This window comes from Nocardia sp. CY41 (assembly GCF_009829325.1).
GTDB lineage: Bacteria > Actinomycetota > Actinomycetes > Mycobacteriales > Mycobacteriaceae > Nocardia.
Genome location: NZ_VUOS01000001.1, coordinates 192,942 through 213,868 on the forward strand (window position 1 = coordinate 192,942; position 20,927 = coordinate 213,868).

Here is a 20,927-nt window from a genome sequence, read left to right on the forward strand (position 1 = left end):
TACCTCAGGCGAGGACCGGGCGGGACTGCGGTCGGTGGCCTTCATCGCTGCCGGTGGTTCGATGCGGTGTGCCATGGTGATCGGCTCCCTTCTGGATGGACGAACAGCCGGTCGGAACTCCGTCGGTGCGGCGCTCAGACCGCACCCGAGATCTGCGGCCGGGTCGCTCGGACGGTCAGCAGCGGGTGAGGGCGTCGCGGACCAGCATCAGGTGGTGCTCGATGATCGGCTCGGCGTCACGGGCCAGTGTCGTCACCTGTTCGGAGTCACCGGCCTCTTGTTGCCGGGCGCCGGCCTGCAGCGCCTGGATGTGGAAGGTTTCCTGCATGGTCAGCCAAGCCAGGTCGAAATCCCGGCCCGTCTTCATCGCGGTGCTCAACAGCTGCTGGTTCTGGTCGGCATTCGGGCTCAGCGGCAGCATCACCCCGTTCGGCAGGGCGACCGCCGCGCCCATCGCGTCCAGCCGCGTGTGATCGGACACCAGCGTCGCGCCGATCTCTCGTACCTGCGGACAGGTGGCCATCGGTGCGGCGCGCGCACCGGAGAGGATTTCCGCCAGATGTGATTGATGAGAGACCGTCAGATAGGTGCTGTCCTGTCCCGTCAGCGCAACGGGCGCCGCATAGCCGCTCCCGGGGGCACCGGACAATCCCAACCCGGCCGCCAAGACCGCGCACACCAGCAGACGTCGTAGTAATCGCATTCCCATCTCCTCCGGTCGGTGGTCGTTCACCGCCCGGGTGCCCGATCGCACGCGCAGTACGCCACCCAGGTGCGATCGGCCGAAGCGCGCACACGCGATCGCGGCGACAGCCGCCTTCACCCACGGCGGTGGCGAGCGGCTGGTGCTGCCCGCCACCGCCGGAGCAGTTCCCGCCCGTTCCGTGTGTGGCCTGCTCGAGCGACGTAGCGAACCCGTGCGCTCAGGTGGGCGGTGGGTCCGGTGGCTGATGTGGCCTCCTGCCGGTGAGCAGGTCACGCGCTTTGTCGGTCAGTGCCGCTACCAAACCGCCGGTCTTCTGAGCACCCGCAGTCGACGGCGTATCCGGATGCGGTCGAGTCGGGGCCACCTTCTTCGCCGTGGCCATCTTCTGCCCGAGTTCCTCCATCGTGTCCCGGCCGGCCGCCTGCCGGAACAGGGGCCATACCTGATCCTGCTCGAACTCGATGTGCTCGCGGACCACGACGACGAACTCGCTCAGCGCCTGGTCGAACTCGCCTGATCCGGCTTCGGACTCCTCGATCTGCTGCAGCAGACGCTTGGCGAGGTCTTCCTGCTGGAGAGCTCGATCGGCCAGCTCGTCACCGTCGGGAAGCGCCTGCCGCACCGCCGGCCAGAAGAATTGCTCTTCCACCGCTTCGTGTTGGGATGCGGCGATCACCAGACTCGTCGCGAGATCCGAACGCGCGGATCTCGGCCGCACCATCGCCGCGCCCGCGTTCGAACAGTTCGATCATTCCCAGCACGCTCTCGTGATCGTTGCGTAGGAAAGTCAAGGCATCCATCGGTACACCTCCGGTGTGAGTTGCCTGGAATACACCGGCAGGTCAGCCCGGCATGTGCTGTTCGTGGGTGAACGGCTTGGTGCCCTGCACCGTGGGTTCGCCCTCCGGGTTCGCCTCTGCACCGTGGTTGGCTCGCTCGTCGGAACCGAGCCATTCGGTGACCGGGTTGTCGACGTAACGCCACTGCATGCCCTCCGGCCAAGGTCCTTGTCCCTCGTTCCACGGGCCGCGGGCGCTGGCCGCGCCGTTGGACATGTTGAACGCGACGTTCTGGAACCGATCGTCACCGGGCAGCGTTCCGGGCGGGAAGTTGACCGGCAGCTCGTTCAGCGCCGCGGTGAACTGCTGGAAATGCGCGACTTCGCGAGTCATCAAGAACGACAGTGAGTCCTGCACACCGGGATCGTCGGTGAACTGCTTGAGGTATTCGTAGACGATCTTCGCCCGCGACTCCGCCGCGAGGTTGCTGCGCAGATCGACGGAGGGTTCGCCGTTGGAATCGACGAAGGAGCCCTGCCAGGGCACGCCCGCCGAGTCTTTGACGTCCGGGCCGCCGCCGGTCAGGGCGAAATACAGTGGGTTCACCGCGACTTGGTGGATGGCCTGCTCGCGGCCGGCCGAGTCGGCGACCATCGGCATCCAGTCACACCGCTGGTTCGCCTGCTTCAGATCGTCGTTGAGCCCGTCCAGCAGCATCGTGATCATGGAGCCGACGATCTCGAGGTGACTGAGCTCCTCGGTGGCGATATCCATGAACAAGTCGTACATCTTCGGATTCTTGCGGCGCAGCACGAACGCCTGGGTGAAGTACTGCATCGCGGCTTTGAGCTCGCCGTTGGCTCCGCCGAACTGCTCTTGCAGCAGGGTCGCGAACCGCGGATCCGGCCGATCCACCCGCACCTCGAACTGCAGGTCCTTGTTGTGAATGAACATCCCACTCCTCGATGGTCGTCGTCGCACTGCAACGAGGGGGCCCTACCCGTGGCCGGCGTCCGGAAACATCACCGAGGAGAACTCGGCCCGCCGCCGCGGCACCCAGGCGTATGTATTTGCCGGGTGAGCCAGCGGGAATATGCAGCCATTGCACTATGATCGAAACGCCGGATATGCGACCGATCGAGATGGTGGCGACCCTGGTTCGGATCGGAACGTTGTCGACCAGACCCTACTGTGCTGTGGGCAGAATCGGACATGTCATCAGCGGCAAATGACGATTTTGAATAGTTGCAGCGCTTTAGAACGGGTTCAGGCTGTCGCATCGGCGAGGCGATTGACGGCGCAACAGCGATTTCCGCGGTCGTGGAAGTCGTGCAGGGCGTGGGGGCGGATGCGGAGGGGTTAGGAGGTTTCGCCGATATGTCTTCCGATGTTCCCCCGTCTGCTGATGTCCCGCCGGTCGAGGACCCGGATGTTGCTGCGGATCGGATCGTGGCCGCGTTCGCGCGTATGTCGGGTCTGTTCCTGTCCGCCGAGACGGTAAGCACGGGGCTGAAGGTGGTCACCGCGCTGGCGGTGGACATGGTTCCCCATACCGTGGGCGCCGGGATCAGCCTGGTGAACAGCGAAGGTGGACGCACGACGGCGGCGGCTACCGACCCCGTGGTCGAGCGGGCCGACGATCTTCAATATCGGTTGGGCTCTGGGCCCTGCCTGGCCGCGTGGGCGGATCGAGTGGTCGTGCGTATCGACGATCTCGCGGCCGACGAGCGTTGGCCTATCTGGTCGCGGCGAGCGGCGGAGTTGGGGTTGGCCTCCTCGTTGAGCGCGCCTCTGGTCGCGGGCACACAGTCGCTGGGCGCGATCAAGGTCTACGCCGCGCGCCCTGCCGCCTACGGCGCGCGGGAGGAGCATCTGCTGACGATGTTCTCCTCTCAGGCGGCGATGCTGCTGGCCGGTATGCGGACAGCCGAAGCCGCGGAGCGGGTCAGCGGGCGGATCGCGGACAGTTTGCGGGGCCGTGAGGTGATCACGCTGGCCAAGGGCATCATCATGGCCCGCGAGGGAGTAGACGAACGGGCCGCGTTCTTGATCCTGGCGCATACCGCACGCCGGCAAGGCAGCACCGTGCGGCGAGTCGCCGAGCGCCTGGCCGTGTCCACCGCCGGCCGTCGGCGCTGATCGCAACTGCTGTGCCGACAGCTCGCACCGCCCCCAACACCAGGTGGTCGCTATGAACGACGATCCCACCGCCGGTAGCGGCAGTGACCGCGCCCGCGAGCAGCAGCGCAGTCTGGTGCTCGCTCTGAAGGGCGCCGAGCTGACCCTCGAAGAACTGTGGATGAGCTACTTCACCATGGGCGGCGACGCGGGCTGCCTGGAGATCGACGCCTATCTGCACGGGCTCGGTGGACTTCCCACGCTCGATCGCGACATCCTCGCTCATGCTGTCAACGAACGACTCGACCAACTCGCCTGGACCAAACGTGCCACCTATAGCCGCACCGTCCGGGGCACCGAGCCTGAAAGCGCACCCCTCGCGGCGCTGGTGGCTCTCCTCGACGGTGCCCACCAAGCTGCGCCCGAGCAGTTGCCCGCCCTCGCCGCGGTCGCCGGCCACGCCCTCGGCGTGCACATCGACATGTACTTGGTGGATTACGACGAGCGTTATCTGCATCTTGTCCGAGCACCGTCCGGTACGTGCGAGCACGCGGCTACGGTGGAGGTTCTCGATGTCGACACGACTCTGCCGGGCCGCGCGTTCCGGCTCGTGCAGACCCTGCCTTCCCACGTAGCCGACCGGCCCCGGTTGTGGGTGCCCTTGCTCGATGGAAGCGAACGCCTCGGGGTCCTCGACATCCAGGTCGAGGACCCCTCCGACCTCTACGACCCGGGACTTCGGGTGCAATGCCGATGGATGTCACGGCTGCTCGGTCACCTGGTCACGGCGATGACCGGGTTCGGGGACACTCTGGACCGAGCCCGGTTGACCACGGCCCGCACTCCCAATGCCGAGTTGATCTGGTCGATGCTGCCTCCGTTGACCGCCGGCGTGGACAACTTCGTGATCAGCGGCGTCGTGGAACCACGTCATGACCTCAACGGTGACGCCTTCGACTACGCGCTGTCCGACACCACCGCGCAACTCATCGTTATCGACGCGGTCGGCCACGACCCGTCCAGCGGACTCATCGCGGCCACGGCGCTGGCCGCTTACCGCAGCGCGCGCCACGCCGGCCACGGCCTGTTCGAACAAGCCCGCGTGATCGACCAGACCATCGCCGACCAGTTCGGACACGGACAGTTCGCCACGGCGGTCCTTGCCGAGCTGAACATGTCCACGGGTCGGCTGCGCTACATCAACGCGGGCCACCCGGAACCGATGATCATGCGCGGCGGCAGGATCGTCAAACCCCTCAGCGGCGGGCACCGACTACCGCTGGGGCTCGGCAATGCCGAGCTCACCGTCGCCGAGGAAGTTCTGCAACCGGACGATTGGCTCGTCCTCTACACCGACGGCATCACCGAGGCCCGCGATGACGAGGGCACGTTCTTCGGCGAAGAGCGCCTCACCGACTTCTTGCGCCGCGAGGCCGCGGCGGGCTACCCGCCACCGGAGACGGCACGCCGACTGATCAACGCCGTCCTCACCCATCAGCATGGCACGCTGCAGGACGATGCGACCGTCCTGCTCGCCCACTGGACCAACCCCGGCAACCTCAGCCCCTGAGGCAGGAACCTGCGATCACAGCGTTCTCGATATGCGACAGCAGACGCGGCCACTGGCGTTTCACGGGGCACTGATTCATGTTGAGGGTCAAGCCCTTGGCTAGCGCATCACCCAAATTTCACCGCGCTCCCTGCCGATCGGCGCCTGGTCCAGCGCGGCGGCGCTGCGCATCTCCGGGCAGCGCGACGGGGCGCGCAGACTCGTGCTGATCGGCCTGCTGGCCACGCCCGCCACAGTCGCCGCAGGACTGGCCGACTTCCGAGACCTCGACACCTACCAGCGGCGCGTAGGCCTCGTGCATGATGCGGCGAACGGCGTTGCCCTTTCCTTGTTTTCCGCCGCCAACCTGACCCGCGGCGACTTCACGGCCACTGTCCTCGGCGGAGCCGGTCGGGCGGCGATGGGCGTCGGCGGCGCTCTCGGAGGCCACCTGTCCTACGCGCTGCACGGACAGCTCTGCCGGTCAACCGAGAAGACCCTCCAGCGCCTTGATCCGTGCGGGCTGCCGCAGTCTCGCCAGGCCCTTGGCCTCGATTTGCCGAACGCGTTCGCGAGACACGCCGTAGGTTCTGCCGACCTCTTCGAGTGTCTTCGGTTCCGCGCCGCCCAACCCGTAGCGCGACGCGAGGACTTCGGCCTCCCTTGCCGGCAATGTGCCGAGCATCCGGTCGAGCTGGCCGCGCACCGCCGACGCGGCCACCGAATCGGAGGGGCCCGGCGCGGTGTCGGCGATGAGCTCACCGACCTCGGTGACATCGTCGCCGATCGGGGTGTGCAGCGACAGCGGTTCGCGGGCGAGGTCGAGCAGCTCGCGTACCCTTCCCGCGGGCAGTTCCAGCTCCGCGGCGAGCTCCGGGACCGTCGCCGTACGGCCCAGCCTCTGAGCCAGCGCCCGCTGCGTACGATTCAGCCGGTTGAGCACCTCAACGACGTGCACCGGTATCCGGATCGTGCGACTCTGATCGGCCAGCGCGCGACCGATCGACTGCTTGATCCACCAGGTCGCGTATGTGGAGAACTTCAGCCCGCGGCGGTGGTCGAACTTCTCCACTGCCCGCATCATGCCGAGCGTGCCTTCTTGCACCAGGTCCAACAGCGACATGCCCATGGGCGTCGGATACCGCTTGGCGATCGAGACGACCAAGCGCAAGTTGGCTTCGACCATGTGGGTTCTGGCGCGTTCACCGTCCGCCACACAGCGACGCAATCGGCCGCGCTCCAGCGGATCGACCGCAGGCCCGGCGGCCGCCAGGCGCGCAGCGGCTTGCTCCCCCGCCTCGATCCGCTCGCCGAGCTCGAACTCTTGCGCGGCTGTGAGCAGTGGGGTGCCGCCGATGAGCCGCAGGTAATCCTTGATGGGGTCGGTGCTGACGGCGCCGGTGAAGCGGGTCGGGCGGGTGCACAGTTCGGCCACGGAACGTCCTTCCTGGTGAAGCGGACCGTTCGGCGGCGCGGCGAGCACGCCGCCGAACGGGGATGAGGTGGGAGGTCAGCCGCGCCCCGGGATTCGCAGCGGGCGTTGCGGCTTGGCGCGATAACCCGTGGTGGCCCGAATCGGCTTGGTTACCCGTCGCTCTGGGCGCACCGCGCTCGGGTAGGGCCGAGGGGACGGCGCGACGCGGACCGCGGCGACATCGCGGGAACCGCCGATCATGCCGCCCCCTTCGGCGCGGAGCAGGCGAAGCGTGGTTTCGATGACGGAAGGCGCAGTCGTCTTGTCGGTCATGGTGGCTGGTCCCTTCGAGTCGACTGTGGAGCTGATGCGGGCCGGGGCCGCTTCGACAAGTCCGTGGTTCATGGTGCTGCCGCTCCTTCGTTCCAATGACGAACATAAACTTAGAACCATCATAAAAATATGTCAAGAATATTTTTAGGTCGAGTTCAGCTAGGGTGGTGACATGAGCACAACCGACCCCGGGCTCCGGGCCAAGAAAAAGCAGCAGACCAGGGAGAACATCTCCCATCACGCGACCGCGCTGTTCTTGGAGCACGGTTTCGACAAGGTGACGATCGCCGACGTCGCCGCTGCCGCGCAGGTCGCGAAGATGACGGTCACCAACTACTTCCCGCGCAAGGAAGATCTCGCGTTGGATCTGCACGAGGTGTTCGTCGACCAGCTCGCCCGCGTCGTGCGCGAGCGCGCGTCCGGCGAGTCGGCGCTCGCCGCGCTACGGCGGGACTACCTGGCCGCCGTGGCCCGGCAAGATCCGGTGGTGGGTTTCTCCAGGCCCGAATTCGCCCGCATGATCACCGACAGCCCGGCGCTGACCGCCCGGCTGCGCGAGTTCCACGACGAACGCGAGCAGGCGCTGGCCACCACCCTCGCGGCGGAAACGAGCGCCGCGGACACCGACATCACCCCCCGCGTCGCGGCCGCGCTGCTCGGCGGCGTGCATCGTGTGCTGTTCGACGAGACCCTGCGCCGCACACTCGACGGCGAATCCGGCGACCGCATCGCCACCGCCCTCACCGAATACATCCGCAGCGCGTTCGACACGCTGGAGCAAGCGATCGGCGACTACGCCGTCCGCGATTAGCTCTCCGGCGGCCGCTCGAGCAACGGCATGACGATCGGACGAGCAGATCGACGACCCCGGCCGCCGTCGAACCCGGATTGCGCGGCCGTCAGGAAGCGCCTGCGCGTGCGGCGGTCGCGGCCAGGGTGGTGTAGTCCATCGTGAAGGATCCGCCCAGGGAGTCGATGGCGTCGCCGACCGCGCCCAGTATCTCGGCCAGCTGGTCGGGACGGAGTCGGGTGAGGCCGCCTGTGGTGGGGAGCAACTCCAGCCACTGGTCGCGCGTGTAGGACTGCTGCCAGTCGAATTGCCACTGTTCGGGATCCCCGAATCGCCCGGCCTCGCGGATCTGGTCGGCGATCTTCGCGTAGCCCGTTCGGTAGAGCTCGAGGGGACGTCGAGCAGGTTGGCCGCTGAGCGGGGAGTCCGGCGCCACCCGCCGGTAGGCGGCGGCGAACGGTTCCGCCACCTCGGCGGGCGGCTCGTACACGTGACCGAAGATCGCCAGCCGTCCCTCTGGACGCAGCACCCCGGCCGCCTTCGCGACACCGGCCACCGGATCCACCCAGTGCCACGACTGAGCGGCGATGACCGCATCGAACATCCGGTCGCCCGGCTGCCATGCCTCGAAGGTGGCGACCTCGACCCGCAGACCACGGGCCCGTGCGAAATCGGCCATCCGCGCGTCGGGTTCGACGCCGAGCACCGCGCACCCCGCGGCCTGGAACTGACGGGCCGCGATGCCGGTACCGCAGCCGACGTCGAGCACGTCCACTCCGGGCGTCCCGGCGAGGATCCGCGCCACCAACGCCTCGGGGTAACCGGGTCGAGCCTGGTCGTAGCGCTGCGCGTCCACGCCGAACGATACGGCCATCCGCTGGGACTCCTCCGGCTGCGCCGGGGGCGGCTCTGCTTGCTCTCGCATAGTGGGCATGCGCCCACCGTAGTGGGCACATGCCCACTACGCAATAATGTCGCTGATCGACGCACGAAAGGATCCGTCAGTGCCGACTGGGGTGCACCTTCGCGACGCGCGGCAGCAACTGTTCGACGCCGCCGACCGCGTACTGCTGCGCGACGGGCCGAACGGGCTGACCAGCCGGGCTGTCACCGACGAGGCGGGCTGCGCCAAAGGCGTTCTGCACCGGCACTTCACCGACTTCGACGCCTTCCTCGCCGCACTGGTGCTCGACCGGGCCGCGCAGCTCGAGGCGCAGGTGAGTGCGCTGCGCGCCTCCGCGGGCGCAGGCACGGTGGCCGCCAATCTGACCACCGCTCTGACCATGCTGTTCGGACCGGTTCCGGTGGCGATCATCCCGCTCATCACCTTTCGTGACGAGCTGCGCGCACGATTGCGGCAGGCCAGGCCCGGTGGCGGCATGGCGATCCTCGCCGAGGCGACGACCGCGATCTCCACCTATCTGACCGACGAGCGGGAACTCGGCCGCATCGCAGCCGACGCCGACATCGACTCACTCACCCTGTCCCTGGTCGGTGGCGGGCATCTGTTGTTCACAGACCGCGATACCGGCCGACCGACCAGATCAGCTGTCGAAAAGTTCGTGGCAGCGGTCATCTCGGACGCCGTGCGACGACGACCGGCCTGAACGCTGCCGCCGTCGAGAACAGCCGCCGATGGGGCGGGAACTCGCGACATCGCGATCCGTTCAGGACATGTCGGCACGATTCCGGCGTCCGAGGCCCAGGCACGTAGCCCGGCCCCCCGGCGCTTCTCAGCTGTGCTTCTCCAGCCCTACCTGGGCGGATCGCAGGGATCCACTGGTTGCGCACCGGAATCCACTCCAAGACCTTTCCTCGTAGATGTTCCTGAGTGAGATCGAGGTCGAGGACTGCGAGGCGGGCTTCGTCGGGAAGGTCGCCGGTTACCAACAGCGCGGCTCCGTCTCGGATCTGAAGGAGCACAGCGTCCGTCGTCTGCGACGAGTTTCGTCGACCGGTCCAGCGTTGCGTCAGTCGGCGCGCCAGATTTGCGGCGCCGTCCGAAGTTCGCGCGGCGAGCGACTCCAGTACGGTCTTGCCGTAGATCGCGGCGGCACTGCTCATGGACGACGTGGTTCAGCGCTTACGCCTGCCGGATCGGCTTCACCAGCAGGCTCCTGATGTATCTCGTCCGAAGCTGCGGTCCGAGGCGCCGGAGACGCATTCGGGCCAGCGCAGAGCTCGTCGCGGCAACAACTTTCGGCACGATGACGTTCACGAGCAGCCCTCGTAGCGCGCCGACGGGATCGACATCGCCGAGGGCTCGGTCGCGAAACCGGTACGGCGGGTGCGCGTTTGCGGTGGCGAATCCGGTCAATCCTGTCGAGCAAAAGCCATGTGGGGTAACCGGATCGGTTAGCCTGAGAGCGAGTCAGGAGGCTGCTCATGCCCATCAAATACCGTCAGCGCAAATCCTTCGGGCCGCTGAAACTCAACTTCACCCAATCGGGCCTGTCCTCGTGGAGTATCAAGATCGGCCCGTGGTCCTGGAACTCCCGGAGCAAGAAGAACAGCGTCGACCTGCCGGGGCCACTGAGCTGGCGCCAGCGCTGACGAGTCGTCGCCGCGGGCGCTGCCGAGTTGCTCAGCCGCCGGCGTGCCGCAAGCCGGCGAGGATGATTTGCAGGGCGGCACGGAATTCGTCCTCCGGGTCACTGTCCAGAGCGGCGTGGGCGATTTCGATCAGTCGCGCGAACTGCGGGGTCGGCAGGCGGGTGATCCGGTCGGTGGCCGTGCGGGCATCGTCACCGCGAGCGGCCGCGAGCGGGCCCGCGAGTTCGGCCTGAGCGGAGCCGGCGATCACCCCGGACACCGCCCGGAAAGCGATCAGCAGGCGGTGGCCGGACATGCCGCCGCGGGCGAGGGCTTCCAGCAGCGCTTCGGCGGGCCGCAGCGTGTCCTGATCGAGGCTACGGCGGGTGAGGATGAGCGGGATGGCGTTGGGGTGCGCGCGCACGGCCCGCCACGTCCCCACGGCGATCGCCGCCACCTGCTCCTCCCAGCCGCCACTCGGCTCGATGTCCCACCGCGCCTGGGCCATGACGGCTCCGGTGACGAGCTGTTCCAGTCCTTCGCGTCCATCGACGTAGTTGTAGATCGTCATCGCGCCGGTACCGAGCGCGGCCGCCAGACTGCGCATGGTCAAACCGGCCAATCCGTCGCTGTCCACCAATGCGAGCGCGGCGGCTTGCAACTGGTCGAGGCTGAATTTGCGGGGCGCTGGCATCCGGCTCCTTGTTTAAGTACATTGTACGTGTTTAACTGTGCATCGGTTTACGTACAACGTACCTGAATGGAGTGATGATGACCGTCCGCACGTCTTTCCCGTCCGGCCGCGACGAGTGCGCCGCGTGGCTGACCCTGCCCGCGGGCCCGGGCCCGCATCCCGCCGTCCTGCTCGTGCACGGCGGTGGAGCGACGCACGAGATGATGCTCGGCCAGTACGAGAAGTGGTTCTCCGACGCCGGAATCGCCGTGGTGTCATTCGACTTCCGTCACCTGGGTGAATCGGGAGGCCGACCCCGTCAACTGGTCAGCCGGCGCCGCTACGCCGCCGATCTGGACGCGGCTCTCGCGTTCACTCGCGCCCGGCCCGAGATCGATGCCGGTCGAATCGCGCTGTGGGGGACGTCGTTCGGCGCCAGCCACGTTCTCGCCGCCGCGGCGCGCCGCGACGACATCGCCGCCGCGGTCGTGCAGTGCCCCGTCTTCAGCGGGCGCGCGGTCGTCTCCCGGGCCGGAGTGCGACACCTGGCTCGATTCACCACACCGATCGCCTCCGACCTGATCCGTGCCGCGCTAGGCCTGCCCCGCAAATATGTGCCGATCGTCGGGCGGCCGGGCGAGCGGGCCTTCGTCAACCAGCCCGGCGCACTGGAGGGCTGGTTGTCGGTCACCCCAGCCGGTCACCGGTTCGACAACCGCATCACCGCCGCCTCCGGGCTGGGCATGCTGTTCTACGACGCGGCGTCCCGAGCGTCCCGCGTCCGGTGCCCGCTACTGGTGTGCGCCTGCGACCGGGAGAACCTCATCGAACCCACGATCGCCGAGAAGGTCGCCGCCGTCGTCCCCCGAGCCGTGCTCAAACACTACGACGCCGACCACTTCACGGTGTATCACCCACCGGCCGTCGAACACGTCGTCGCCGATCAGATCGACTTCCTTCGAACACACCTGACGCGGGTCACGTAGCTCCACCGCTAGCGACGCCGCCGCGGGCGATCCGTATGGGTGCGTACCGCATCGAGGTATGCGGCGATGGCTTCCCGGTTACGAGTCAGACAATCGATGCGCCGGGACATGCGGGGTGAGTTCGTCTTCCAGCAGTGCGACCATTTCCGGCGTGGCGTCGTCGAAGACGATGGAGCAGGCCGCCGTAGCGGCGGTCACCGAACGGTTGATCCTCGGAACCGGCGTGACCCTGCTCATCCAGCGCGACGTCATTAACACCGCCAAGGAGGTCGCGACGCTCGACCTGATCTCCGCAGGACGCTTCGTCTTCGGCGTGGGGGCGGGCTGGAACAGAGAGGAGATGGCCGATCACGGCACCGATCCCCGCACTCGCGGCGCGCTGCTCGACGAGCAACTCGACGCCATCCGGAAGGATCTGGACCGAGGATCTCGCCGATATCACGGCCGGTTCATCGATTTCGATCCGATGTACGCGTGGCCGAAACCCGTGCAACGGCCGCATCCGCCGATCTATCTCGGCGGTGGGCAGGCGGCGGCCGAACGCGCGATCCGCAACGGGGTCGGCTCGCTCCCCGCCGCGATGTCCGACCCGGCCGCGATCCCGGCTCAGCTGTCCGCGCTCCACGGCAACGACCTGCCGGTCACCGTCGCATTCGTCGCGACCGATCCGGCCCTGATCGACGGCTATGCCGAGGCCGGGGCGCAGCGATCGCTCTTCGGCCTGCCGACCCTCCCGGCATCGGAAACCTTGCGCGCCCTCGATGACATCGCGAAGCCGGCAGGCCACCATCTGGGCTGAAGTCTTGCGCGCCAGGTCTTGCCTTGACGTCGGCGACAAGGTCTACCGTTTCCGACGCTGGGGTGATGAAGGTCGCACGTCGATCGCTCGAATGCACACTCACACAACAGCTGCGCTACCCGTCCGAACCTCTGCCGATAGTTCCGCGCCGACGCGCGCTCGAAGGAATGTCTGTGAAATTCGCGATCAGCTACAGCACGCCCTTTCACGGGACCGATCCCGACCGGCTCATCACGTTCGCCCGGCATGCCGAGCGATGTGGTTTCGAGGGCCTGTACCTGCAGGATCACATCGTGCTGTATCCCGGCGCGTCATACGGCGCCGGAGAACTGCCGCCGACTCTGCCCTACTTCGATCCACTGGACTGCCTGAGTTTCGTGGCCGCGGCCACGCAACGGCTCCTGCTCGGCACCGGCGTCCTGTTGCTGCCTTACCGCCATCCCGTGGTTCTCGCCAAACGTCTGGCCACCATCGATGTCCTGTCCGGAGGACGCATGCGGCTGCTCACCGTCGGGCTCGGCGCGCTGCCGGGCGAGGCGCAGGCCGTGGGCGTGGATTTCCGCACTCGCGGTCGCCGCGCCGACGAGGCGATCGACGTGCTGCGGCTGCTGTGGTCGGGCGGTCCGGAGGGCGTCGGCTACCACGGCGAGTTCTACGACTTCGACAATCTGTGCAGTTACCCGAAACCGTTGGGGGTGACGGAGCTGCCGATTCACGTCGGCGGATCCAGCCGAGCCGCCGCCCGACGGGCCGGTCTCCGCGGCAACGGTTACTTCGCGGGCGGAAGGCTCGACGAAGCCGAGCGTGAGGTGCAGATCGAGCTGGCCCGTGAGGCGGCCGCGGAAGCGGGCCGGGACCCGGCCGCCCTCGAGTACACCCGCTGGGGCTCGGCCGATCCGACGGTCGGGGAAGTCCGGCAACTCGAAGAGCACGGGGTGACGCGGATCGTCGTCAACCTTTCCGGGGCGACCGCCGCCGAGCAGCACGACAAGATGTCGCTCTTCGCCGAACGATTCGATCTCACATCCGATTAGTCACGCGCACGAAGGCGTCCTGGGGAATGTGCGATGCCGGTGGCAATGCAACGGTTCACACCTTCCGGAATATCCACTTCTCACTGTCGCTTTCCCGGTTGGGCATCAACTGTGGTCGATTGTTCAAGAAGATGCCGATGACGTACTCGTCATCGCTGGTGGCGATCGGGGATATCTCGGGGAAATCAGGTAGATCCCAGCCGCAATGCTCATCGCTGCACAGCAGTCGGCCATTCGACCGGATGGCCGACAGATGGCCGCCGGTTTTCTTGTTGACGATGTCGAAGTCGCCCTCTTCGGGATTGACCGGGCACGTCCACAGCTGGGCGTCATCGTCGGCGGCACGCTGCTGCATGGTCACACTGTCCGCGTCGCCGTCGACCGCGAGGGCCTGGCCGGTCTCGTAATTGATGATCTGGTATGTGGTAGCCATGGTCTCGTCCTCACTGTGCGAGCGCACCGCTACCGAGCTCGACACCGCCGGTGACGCTGCGCTGATCCCGTAGTCGTCGTCCAAGGTGAATCGCCGAGAGCAAGTACAGCAGAATCGGCGGGAAGCCGAAGCGAATTCCGTGGACCGGATCCCGATCGCGATCGAACGACCCCCGCTGCGCGGTAATTCATCCGAAAGAGGTGAGGGAAGGGGCGTGGCGTATTCATATGCTGCCGTGAGCAGCTTCCGAGAGCCAGAACACCTTCTGCTCCGGTAACGGATCCGCACCACGAAGCGGCGCGATCTGCGCCGCACTGCGGCGAGATGCGCGCTATTGATTCCTCGTGCGCCGAGCGCACCCCTTGAAGGGAGACGATCGATGACCGATACCGGCATGGGGACCAAGCGCAAGACCGTGCCTCCGGCTTCGCCGACCGAGCAGCAGCAGTTCGCCGAGCGGAGTTCACCCGGCTGGTACAAGCTGTACAACGACACGGACGTGTACGTTTCGGTCTACCGGCAGGAATGGGACAAGCCCAAATCGCTGTTCATCCTGGCTCCCGGTCAGACCAGCTCGGAATACGAGGCCGGACACGAGATCTTCATCTCGTGGATGACGAATGTCGGCACCGAATCGACGCCGATCACCTGGGACAGTTCGGGCGGGTTCAGCGTGGAGTACGTGCAGAGCGGGTACACGCAGTCGAACCAAGTGAACAACGTGAGCTCCTTCGGATAGGGGTGCCGGAGCGGGCGCGGCGACCACCGCCGCCGTGCGTCGTCACGGAGGGCGACGTGTCGATCATCGGCATCGACGGCGGCACCCTGCCCGTCGGCTTCGGCGTCCGGCCGTTCGAGGTGAGCGTGACGGCGCCGCACCGGGGCAGTCGCGGCGAACTGCGCGAGGTCCTCGATCCGGCACGGGCGGGGGCGGTCGAGGTGCACGTCGAAACCTCAGCGATGGGCGAGGCGCCGCTGGCTTACCAGCGATTGCACGACGGAAGAATCAGCGGTCACGCCAGGATCCTGCCCAACGGATGAGGGCGCAGCCGAAGATTTGGCCGAAAGTGTGGATTTTCTGACCTCAGGTGTGTGACGTGGATCTTTGTCCAAGTCATAGCGTGGTCACCATGAGCACACCTTCGATCGTCATCATCGGCACCGGTTTCGGGGGGCTCGGCATGGCGATGGAACTCCAGCGTGCGGGCCTGGACGACGTCACGCTCCTGGAGCGGGCCGAGGACGTAGGCGGCGTCTGGCGAGAGAACACCTACCCCGGCGCGGGCTGTGACATCCCCTCGCCGCTGTACTCCTACTCGTACGCACCGCGCACCGACTGGCCGAAGCGGTTCTCCCAGCAGCCGGACATCCTCGCCTACCTGCGCGGGATCGCCCGCGACCACGACCTCCTGCGCAAGATCCGGTTCCGCAGCGAGGTGACCGAGGCGGAATTCGACGACGCCACCGGACGCTGGACCGTGCGCACCGCCGACGGCGCCCAGCTGAGCTGCGATGTGCTGATCTCCGCCGTCGGGCAGCTCTCGCGGCCCGCGCTGCCGGACATCCCCGGCGTGGAGACCTTCCGCGGCACGGCCTTCCACTCCGCCGAGTGGGATCACCAGGCCGATCTGACCGGCAAGCGGGTGGCGGTCATCGGCACCGGCGCGAGCGCGGTGCAGTTCGTGCCCGCGATCGCGCCCTCGGTGGCGCGGCTGACGCTGTTCCAGCGCTCGGCGGCGTGGATCATGCCGAAGCCGGACGTCGAGTACAAAGCCTGGCATCATCGCGCGTTCCGGCTGCTGCCGGTCACTCGCCTCACCGAGCGCTTCGCGTTCTGGCTGTTCTGCGAGTTCCTCGCGCTGGGCATCGTCGACGTGCCGATCATCCGCAAGCTGGTGACGCGGATCGGCCTGCGGCATCTGCGGCGTCAGGTGGCCGACCCGGAGCTGCGCGCCAAGCTGACCCCGGACTATCCGGCCGGCTGCAAGCGAGCGCTGTTCTCCAACGACTACCTGCCCGCGCTCACCCGGCCCAACGTGACGGTGGAGACCACCGCGATCACCGAGATCACCCCCGAAGGCGTGCGCACCGCCGACGGCGTGCTGCACGAGGTGGACGCGATCGTCTACGGCACGGGCTTCAAGGGCACCGAATTCCTGTGGCCCATGCGGGTTTCCGGACGGGGCGGCCGCAAGCTGGCCGACGAGTGGGCGCAGGGCGCCCGGGCGTACCAAGGAATCACGGTGCCCGGCTACCCGAACTTGTTCCTCGTCTACGGACCGAACACCAACCTGGGCGTCGGTTCGATCGTCTACATGATCGAATCGCAGGCCCGCTACATCCGCCAGGCCGTCCAGCGGCTCGCCGAGCGTCCGGGCCGGGTACTCGAGGTGCGCCCCGAGATCGAGGCACGGTTCGACGATCGGCTGCAACGGCGCCTCGACCGCACGCCGTGGAACTTCTGCTCGAGCTGGTACCGCAACGCGGCCGGGCGGATCACCAACAACTGGCCGGGCACCGTCACCAGCTACCGGTGGCACACGCGCAGATTCGACCCGGCGGACTTCGATTCGAGGCTCGTCTCTTGACCCGGCCCGCCTCGCCCGCGGCAGCAACTTCGACAAGTGGTGGAGATCAGATGACGTTCGACTACGACGTGGTGGTCGTCGGTTCCGGCTTCGGCGGCAGCGTGACCGCGCTGCGCCTGACCGAGAAGGGTTACCGGGTCGGAGTGCTCGAAGCGGGAAGACGCTTCGCCGACGACGAGTTCGCCGAAACCTCGTGGGACGCGCGCAAGTACCTCTGGGCCCCGGCCCTCGGCTGCTTCGGCATCCAGCGGCTGACGCTGCTGAAGGACACCTTCATCATGGCGGGAGCGGGCGTCGGCGGCGGCTCCCTGGTCTACGCGAACACCCTCTACGAGCCGCCGGACCGGTTCTACCAGGACCGCCAGTGGGCCCACATCACCGACTGGAAAGACGAACTCGCTCCCCACTACGACCAGGCCAAGCGGATGCTCGGCGTGACGACGAATCCGGCGACCACGCCGTCGGACCGCGTGCTGGCCGAGATCGCCGAGGAGATGGGCGTCGGCTCGACCTACCGCCGCACTCCCGTCGGCGTCCTGTTCGGCGGCAAGGGGACGCGCCCCGGCCAGGACGTGCCCGACCCGTTCTTCGGCGGCGTCGGCCCGGCCCGCAGCACCTGCACGCACTGCGGCGAGTGCATGACCGGCTGCCGGCACAACGCGAAGAACACCCTGGTCAAGAACTACCTGTACCTCGCGGAGCAGGCCGGCGCGACGGTGCACGCGCTCACCACGGTGACCGACGTGCGCCCGTTGCCCGGCGGCGGATACGAAGTCGCCACCGTCCGCACCGGACGCTGGGTGCGCAAGGCACGCCGGAAGTTCACGGCCGAACAGGTCGTCTTCGCCGCGGCCGCGCTGGGCACCCAGAAACTGCTGCATCGGCTTCGCGACCGCGGCTCGCTGCCGGACATCTCGCCGCGGCTGGGCGAGCTCTCGCGCACCAACTCCGAGGAACTGCTTTCGGTCCGTAGCCGCCGCAAGGATTCCGACTTCACCAAGGGGGTGGCGATCACCTCCTCGATCCACCCGGACGCCGACACCCACATCGAGCCGGTGCGCTACGGCAAGGGCAGCAACGCGATCGGTCTCATCGGCACCGCCATGATCGACCCGGACGGGCGCACTCCGAAGCTGCGCCTGTGGGCCCGCACGATGCGCAAGCTCGGCCGCGACGCCCTCCATCTGCAGAACCCGCGCGGATGGTCGGAACAGATGATCGGGCTGCTGGTGATGCAGTCGGTCGACAACTCCATCACCACCTACACCAAGCGCGGCCTGTTCGGCCGCAAGATGACGACCCAACAGGGTGTGGGCGAACCCAATCCGACCTGGCTTCCGGCCGGGCACAAGGTGGCGCACCGGGTGGCCGACAAGATCGACGGCATCCCGGGCGCCGGTTGGAGCGCGCTTTTCGACATCCCGATGACCGGTCACTTCATCGGCGGCTGCGTCATCGGGGAGTCCCCCGACGACGGAGTCGTCGACCCCTACCACCGGATGCACGGATACCGGGGACTGCATGTCATCGATGGCTCGACCATTTCGGCCAATCTCGGGGTGAACCCGTCGCTCACGATCACCGCGCAGGCCGAACGCGCCGTTGCCCTCTGGCCGAACAAGGGCGAGCCGGATCCGCGTCCCGAGCCGGGCGCACCCTACCGGCGCATCGCCCCCGTGCCGCCCCGCGCCCCGGTGGTCCCGGCCGACGCGCCTGCCGCGCTGCGGTTGCCGATCGTCGAGATCGAAGGGCCGCCCATCCGATCCGAACCGACCGCCGACACACACGGCTGATCACCGCTTTCAGTCGTCAGATGCCGACATGCGCGAGCACAGCGAGCACGAACGGTGCGGCGACGACGAGGATCGCGAGCACCAGCAGCGCCGCGAGGATGTTCCCGACACGCCATCCGGACGACCTGGCGGTACGCCGGGACAACCGGTGGGCGTTCGCGGTGGACTGCCGGGCCCAATCGGTGTGCCGGGCCACGTTCCTGCTCGCGTTCTGCTGAGCTTGCCACGAGGAGAATCCGGGATTGGTCATCGTTGTGTTTCGTTTCCAGGTTGCGGGTTCGGTCGAGTTCCGGTTACGGCACCGGAGTCAGGTGATGACGAGGCGTTCGGTCAACGGCGCGAGGCCCTCCCCCGCCAAGTCGTGCAGCCGTGCGGTACGCCCCGTGACCAGCAACAGCAATGCCGCGATCGGTCCGCGGACCTCGAGTCCGGCGCCGTGACACCAGTCGATGTCGGTGGCGCGCAAGCGGATACCGCGCAGCCGGTGACGGTCGAAGACCGGGCGACCGAGGGTTGCCGCGTGTGCGGTCGCGGCGGCGGCGGCCTCCGGCGGCACAGCGAGAGTGCGGCCGAGCGGGATGGCGATGTCCTGGCCGTGGACCATGGTGTCCATCAGCACGTTGCGGTAATTGGTCAGCCTCGGGATGCGGCGTGTGGCCGCGTGATCGCGCAGGGACGACACAAGCCGGCCCACCGGCTGTTCGGAGTATCGCCTGGCGAGCAGATCGACGAAGCGGTTGTAGTCACCCCGGGCGCGCAGTCCCGTGGTGATCATGACGCCGGCCGGCGGCGGCGATGGCGTCATCGCCAGATGGGCGGCCACATGGCGCACTCGCCACCCGGCGCAGAGCGATGGATGCTCCCACTCCTGCGGAGACAGATCGGACAGCAGATCGGCGATCGCGCGGCGCTGCTGCTCGATGACCTGCCAGCTGTGCTCCCGGTCGAGAGGGGTCGGTCGGGCCGCCATGGCCGCACCTCCGGCCTCTCGTACTGATGTCAAGGAGTGGGATGGCGGAGGAGCTCAACGTCGGCCTGTTGATGCAGATAGCCTTCCGGGCGATGGAGCAGCGAGTGCTGAGCGCCCTGGCCGAGTCGGGTTTCGGCGACCTCACCGTCGCGCAAGCGAGGATCGTCGCCCAGATCGACGCGGCGGGCACCCGCTCGACCGAACTCGCCGAACGGGCGCAGATCACGAAACAGACCACGGGCTTTCTCATCGACCAGGTCGAACGGGCCGGATACGTCACGCGGGTGCCCGATCCGAGCGACCGCCGCGCTCGCCTCGTGCGCTTGACCGACCGTGGCCAGCGGGCAGCCGGGTTCGCGAACTCCGTCGCCCAGCGCGTCGAACAGGAATGGTCGGCACATCTGGGCGCCGAGGCGATGGGACAGCTACGGCGGGCGTTGCATAGGCTGCGCGAGATCACCGATCCGTATGACCCCCCTGCCGCCGACACGCGATCCGGCAGGGAGTAACTCGCATCGGTCTAGCATCCGGCCGATGTCGACGCCGCGCGGAGCGTTGGCCGGTATGCCACGCATCCGGGCGGGTGATCGAACTCCGACCGGATGCGTGGCCAGGAAACTCATGCCGTTTCGGTCACACCGGAACGCCTCCGTAGGTGCGCCGGTATTTCGCTTGGAGGAACGACAGGACACCGAACGCCATCAGGCCCAGAGCGACCGCGATGAGCAGCCAGGGCCCCAAGGCGCTGTCGGCGAAATCGTGCAGGACGGCGTCGACGCCTTTGGCGTTCGCCGGTTCGTACCGGGCGGCCGCGACCACCGCGGCGAGTCCGATGGCGACGATGATCAACCCGCGCGCCAGATAGCCGATGCGGCCCAGCCAGATCACGCTCTCCCGGGAGGCCTGGGTCATCCAGCCCATGCGCAGGTCGTCGACGAAGGCGAGACGAAGCCCGCGCAGAGTGGTCAGCACACCCGCGGCGAGAATGGCCAGACCGATCAACAGGACGACCACCTGCCCGCCGTCCCAGCCCAGAATCCGTGCGGTCACATCCCGTGCGACGGCATCGCCGGGCGGCGGCGTCCGGCCGTCCACGACGAACCGGAGAACGACGAAGGCCGCCACGGCGTACAAGAGCCCCAAGGCCAAGGCGCGCACCCGAGGTCCGTTCGGACCCGCCGCGGGCGCGCCCGCGGCCTGCGCCAGCCGCCACGCGGCCAGCGCGGCGAATCCGAGGGCGAGGATCCACAGCAGCAGATAGCCCAGCGGCTTATCGGCGAGTGCGGCGAGCGCACCGCCCGCGGTCGGCTCGTGCTGCGCGACGCCGACAGCCAGCATGAACGCGAGAATGCCGATGACGATGTAGGCGACCCCGCGTGCGACGAAGCCGAATCGCGCGGCGCCCGCCAACCCGCCCGAACGCGCGTACC

General features: G+C 67.6%; 26 protein-coding genes and 1 pseudogene. 13 read left to right on the top strand and 14 right to left on the bottom strand.

Going from position 1 to position 20,927, the window contains the following annotated elements; genetic code table 11:
- Positions 1–175 precede the first annotated feature (175 nt).
- The 4 genes from GVY64_RS00905 to GVY64_RS00915 form a co-directional block, all read right to left on the bottom strand.
- Complete coding sequence (locus GVY64_RS00905) at positions 176–703, bottom strand: DUF4142 domain-containing protein (RefSeq protein ID WP_159837733.1); 528 nt, start codon at positions 701–703, stop codon at positions 176–178.
- A 220-nt stretch (positions 704–923) separates the two neighbouring features.
- Positions 924–1,355: a hemerythrin domain-containing protein gene (locus GVY64_RS00910; protein ID WP_328820841.1), complete on the bottom strand. Its 432-nt coding sequence runs from the start codon at positions 1,353–1,355 to the stop codon at positions 924–926.
- Entirely contained in the window at positions 1,303–1,506 is a 204-nt protein-coding gene (locus tag GVY64_RS38840) for a hypothetical protein (protein WP_328820842.1), read from the bottom strand. The genes GVY64_RS00910 and GVY64_RS38840 overlap by 53 nt, the downstream gene beginning before the upstream one ends.
- Before the next feature lie 42 nt (positions 1,507–1,548).
- Positions 1,549–2,439, bottom strand: a complete 891-nt coding sequence (locus GVY64_RS00915) for a manganese catalase family protein (protein WP_159837735.1) — start codon at positions 2,437–2,439, stop codon at positions 1,549–1,551.
- A 423-nt stretch (positions 2,440–2,862) separates the two neighbouring features.
- Here GVY64_RS00915 and GVY64_RS00920 point away from each other — a divergent pair, with 423 nt between their 5' ends.
- Together GVY64_RS00920 and GVY64_RS00925 are read left to right on the top strand one after the other, a co-directional pair.
- Positions 2,863–3,624, top strand: a complete 762-nt coding sequence (locus tag GVY64_RS00920) for a GAF and ANTAR domain-containing protein (protein ID WP_159837737.1) — start codon at positions 2,863–2,865, stop codon at positions 3,622–3,624.
- Positions 3,625–3,676: 52 nt separating this feature from the next.
- Complete coding sequence (locus tag GVY64_RS00925; protein WP_159837739.1) at positions 3,677–5,173, top strand: PP2C family protein-serine/threonine phosphatase; 1,497 nt, start codon at positions 3,677–3,679, stop codon at positions 5,171–5,173.
- 13 nt (positions 5,174–5,186) lie between these two features.
- Here the strand turns inward: GVY64_RS00925 and GVY64_RS39010 are convergent.
- The 4 genes and pseudogenes from GVY64_RS39010 to GVY64_RS00940 form a co-directional block, all read right to left on the bottom strand.
- Positions 5,187–5,285: pseudogene (locus tag GVY64_RS39010) on the bottom strand (alcohol dehydrogenase); the annotation flags it as partial.
- A 6-nt stretch (positions 5,286–5,291) separates the two neighbouring features.
- Positions 5,292–5,603, bottom strand: coding sequence for a hypothetical protein (locus GVY64_RS00930; RefSeq protein ID WP_159837741.1), 312 nt, complete (start codon positions 5,601–5,603; stop codon positions 5,292–5,294).
- A 33-nt stretch (positions 5,604–5,636) separates the two neighbouring features.
- Positions 5,637–6,587, bottom strand: coding sequence for a sigma-70 family RNA polymerase sigma factor (locus tag GVY64_RS00935; protein WP_159837743.1), 951 nt, complete (start codon positions 6,585–6,587; stop codon positions 5,637–5,639).
- A 75-nt stretch (positions 6,588–6,662) separates the two neighbouring features.
- Positions 6,663–6,971 (bottom strand): hypothetical protein, encoded by a 309-nt coding sequence (locus tag GVY64_RS00940; RefSeq protein ID WP_159837745.1) that lies wholly within the window; start codon positions 6,969–6,971, stop codon positions 6,663–6,665.
- Positions 6,972–7,071: 100 nt separating this feature from the next.
- Between GVY64_RS00940 and GVY64_RS00945 the strand changes: the two genes are divergently transcribed.
- On the top strand, positions 7,072–7,710 hold the full coding sequence (locus GVY64_RS00945; protein ID WP_159837747.1) for a TetR/AcrR family transcriptional regulator: 639 nt from the start codon (positions 7,072–7,074) through the stop codon (positions 7,708–7,710).
- 88 nt (positions 7,711–7,798) lie between these two features.
- On the opposite strand, the gene GVY64_RS00950 is transcribed toward GVY64_RS00945, so the two are convergent.
- Entirely contained in the window at positions 7,799–8,623 is an 825-nt protein-coding gene (locus GVY64_RS00950; protein ID WP_159837749.1) for a class I SAM-dependent methyltransferase, read from the bottom strand.
- Positions 8,624–8,693: 70 nt separating this feature from the next.
- Between GVY64_RS00950 and GVY64_RS00955 the strand changes: the two genes are divergently transcribed.
- The gene (locus tag GVY64_RS00955) at positions 8,694–9,296 is read left to right on the top strand and encodes a TetR/AcrR family transcriptional regulator (RefSeq protein ID WP_159837751.1); all 603 of its coding nucleotides are present in this window, start codon (positions 8,694–8,696) and stop codon (positions 9,294–9,296) included.
- 778 nt (positions 9,297–10,074) lie between these two features.
- The gene (locus tag GVY64_RS00960) at positions 10,075–10,242 is read left to right on the top strand and encodes a DUF4236 domain-containing protein (protein ID WP_159837753.1); all 168 of its coding nucleotides are present in this window, start codon (positions 10,075–10,077) and stop codon (positions 10,240–10,242) included.
- Positions 10,243–10,273: 31 nt separating this feature from the next.
- Here GVY64_RS00960 and GVY64_RS00965 read toward each other — a convergent pair whose 3' ends face one another.
- Positions 10,274–10,915 (bottom strand): TetR/AcrR family transcriptional regulator, encoded by a 642-nt coding sequence (locus GVY64_RS00965; protein ID WP_159837755.1) that lies wholly within the window; start codon positions 10,913–10,915, stop codon positions 10,274–10,276.
- A gap of 71 nt (positions 10,916–10,986) precedes the next feature.
- Here GVY64_RS00965 and GVY64_RS00970 point away from each other — a divergent pair, with 71 nt between their 5' ends.
- The 3 genes from GVY64_RS00970 (at position 10,987) to GVY64_RS00980 (ending at position 13,713) form a co-directional block, all read left to right on the top strand.
- Positions 10,987–11,880: an alpha/beta hydrolase gene (locus GVY64_RS00970; RefSeq protein WP_201297847.1), complete on the top strand. Its 894-nt coding sequence runs from the start codon at positions 10,987–10,989 to the stop codon at positions 11,878–11,880.
- Between the two features lie 151 nt (positions 11,881–12,031).
- Positions 12,032–12,679: a TIGR03619 family F420-dependent LLM class oxidoreductase gene (locus tag GVY64_RS00975; RefSeq protein ID WP_236566519.1), complete on the top strand. Its 648-nt coding sequence runs from the start codon at positions 12,032–12,034 to the stop codon at positions 12,677–12,679.
- Between the two features lie 173 nt (positions 12,680–12,852).
- A complete protein-coding gene (locus GVY64_RS00980) occupies positions 12,853–13,713 on the top strand; it encodes a TIGR03619 family F420-dependent LLM class oxidoreductase (protein WP_159837761.1) in 861 nt (286 codons plus the stop codon).
- Between the two features lie 55 nt (positions 13,714–13,768).
- On the opposite strand, the gene GVY64_RS00985 is transcribed toward GVY64_RS00980, so the two are convergent.
- A complete protein-coding gene (locus GVY64_RS00985; RefSeq protein ID WP_159837763.1) occupies positions 13,769–14,230 on the bottom strand; it encodes an RICIN domain-containing protein in 462 nt (153 codons plus the stop codon).
- Positions 14,231–14,525: 295 nt separating this feature from the next.
- Here GVY64_RS00985 and GVY64_RS00990 point away from each other — a divergent pair, with 295 nt between their 5' ends.
- The 4 genes from GVY64_RS00990 to GVY64_RS01005 all read left to right on the top strand — a co-directional run bounded on the left by GVY64_RS00990 (position 14,526) and on the right by GVY64_RS01005 (position 18,527).
- Entirely contained in the window at positions 14,526–14,885 is a 360-nt protein-coding gene (locus GVY64_RS00990; protein ID WP_159837765.1) for a hypothetical protein, read from the top strand.
- A 56-nt stretch (positions 14,886–14,941) separates the two neighbouring features.
- The gene (locus GVY64_RS00995) at positions 14,942–15,187 is read left to right on the top strand and encodes a hypothetical protein (RefSeq protein ID WP_201297848.1); all 246 of its coding nucleotides are present in this window, start codon (positions 14,942–14,944) and stop codon (positions 15,185–15,187) included.
- An 89-nt stretch (positions 15,188–15,276) separates the two neighbouring features.
- The gene (locus tag GVY64_RS01000; RefSeq protein WP_159837766.1) at positions 15,277–16,734 is read left to right on the top strand and encodes a flavin-containing monooxygenase; all 1,458 of its coding nucleotides are present in this window, start codon (positions 15,277–15,279) and stop codon (positions 16,732–16,734) included.
- Positions 16,735–16,784: 50 nt separating this feature from the next.
- On the top strand, positions 16,785–18,527 hold the full coding sequence (locus tag GVY64_RS01005; RefSeq protein WP_159837767.1) for a GMC family oxidoreductase: 1,743 nt from the start codon (positions 16,785–16,787) through the stop codon (positions 18,525–18,527).
- Positions 18,528–18,543: 16 nt separating this feature from the next.
- On the opposite strand, the gene GVY64_RS01010 is transcribed toward GVY64_RS01005, so the two are convergent.
- Together GVY64_RS01010 and GVY64_RS01015 are read right to left on the bottom strand one after the other, a co-directional pair.
- A complete protein-coding gene (locus tag GVY64_RS01010; protein ID WP_159837768.1) occupies positions 18,544–18,777 on the bottom strand; it encodes a hypothetical protein in 234 nt (77 codons plus the stop codon).
- 57 nt (positions 18,778–18,834) lie between these two features.
- Positions 18,835–19,497, bottom strand: coding sequence for a maleylpyruvate isomerase family mycothiol-dependent enzyme (locus GVY64_RS01015; RefSeq protein ID WP_159837769.1), 663 nt, complete (start codon positions 19,495–19,497; stop codon positions 18,835–18,837).
- Between the two features lie 41 nt (positions 19,498–19,538).
- On the opposite strand from GVY64_RS01015, the gene GVY64_RS01020 reads away from it, so the two are divergent.
- Positions 19,539–20,006: a MarR family winged helix-turn-helix transcriptional regulator gene (locus tag GVY64_RS01020; RefSeq protein ID WP_159837770.1), complete on the top strand. Its 468-nt coding sequence runs from the start codon at positions 19,539–19,541 to the stop codon at positions 20,004–20,006.
- A 124-nt stretch (positions 20,007–20,130) separates the two neighbouring features.
- Here GVY64_RS01020 and GVY64_RS01025 read toward each other — a convergent pair whose 3' ends face one another.
- Positions 20,131–20,907 carry a DUF1206 domain-containing protein gene (locus tag GVY64_RS01025; RefSeq protein WP_159837771.1) on the bottom strand — a complete coding sequence of 259 codons (777 nt, stop codon included), beginning with the start codon at positions 20,905–20,907 and terminating at the stop codon, positions 20,131–20,133.
- Positions 20,908–20,927: the final 20 nt, after the last annotated feature.

Coding starts and splice junctions, on each gene's coding strand:
- GVY64_RS00905 (WP_159837733.1), bottom strand. CDS start 703: ATGCGATTACTACGACGTCTGCTGGTGTGCGCGGTCTTGGCGGCCGGG.
- GVY64_RS38840 (WP_328820842.1), bottom strand. CDS start 1,506: ATGGATGCCTTGACTTTCCTACGCAACGATCACGAGAGCGTGCTGGGA.
- GVY64_RS00915 (WP_159837735.1), bottom strand. CDS start 2,439: ATGTTCATTCACAACAAGGACCTGCAGTTCGAGGTGCGGGTGGATCGG.
- GVY64_RS00920 (WP_159837737.1), top strand. CDS start 2,863: ATGTCTTCCGATGTTCCCCCGTCTGCTGATGTCCCGCCGGTCGAGGAC.
- GVY64_RS00925 (WP_159837739.1), top strand. CDS start 3,677: ATGAACGACGATCCCACCGCCGGTAGCGGCAGTGACCGCGCCCGCGAG.
- GVY64_RS00940 (WP_159837745.1), bottom strand. CDS start 6,971: ATGAACCACGGACTTGTCGAAGCGGCCCCGGCCCGCATCAGCTCCACA.
- GVY64_RS00945 (WP_159837747.1), top strand. CDS start 7,072: ATGAGCACAACCGACCCCGGGCTCCGGGCCAAGAAAAAGCAGCAGACC.
- GVY64_RS00950 (WP_159837749.1), bottom strand. CDS start 8,623: ATGCCCACTATGCGAGAGCAAGCAGAGCCGCCCCCGGCGCAGCCGGAG.
- GVY64_RS00960 (WP_159837753.1), top strand. CDS start 10,075: ATGCCCATCAAATACCGTCAGCGCAAATCCTTCGGGCCGCTGAAACTC.
- GVY64_RS00965 (WP_159837755.1), bottom strand. CDS start 10,915: ATGCCAGCGCCCCGCAAATTCAGCCTCGACCAGTTGCAAGCCGCCGCG.
- GVY64_RS00990 (WP_159837765.1), top strand. CDS start 14,526: ATGACCGATACCGGCATGGGGACCAAGCGCAAGACCGTGCCTCCGGCT.
- GVY64_RS01000 (WP_159837766.1), top strand. CDS start 15,277: ATGAGCACACCTTCGATCGTCATCATCGGCACCGGTTTCGGGGGGCTC.
- GVY64_RS01005 (WP_159837767.1), top strand. CDS start 16,785: ATGACGTTCGACTACGACGTGGTGGTCGTCGGTTCCGGCTTCGGCGGC.
- GVY64_RS01010 (WP_159837768.1), bottom strand. CDS start 18,777: ATGACCAATCCCGGATTCTCCTCGTGGCAAGCTCAGCAGAACGCGAGC.
- GVY64_RS01015 (WP_159837769.1), bottom strand. CDS start 19,497: ATGGCGGCCCGACCGACCCCTCTCGACCGGGAGCACAGCTGGCAGGTC.
- GVY64_RS01020 (WP_159837770.1), top strand. CDS start 19,539: ATGGCGGAGGAGCTCAACGTCGGCCTGTTGATGCAGATAGCCTTCCGG.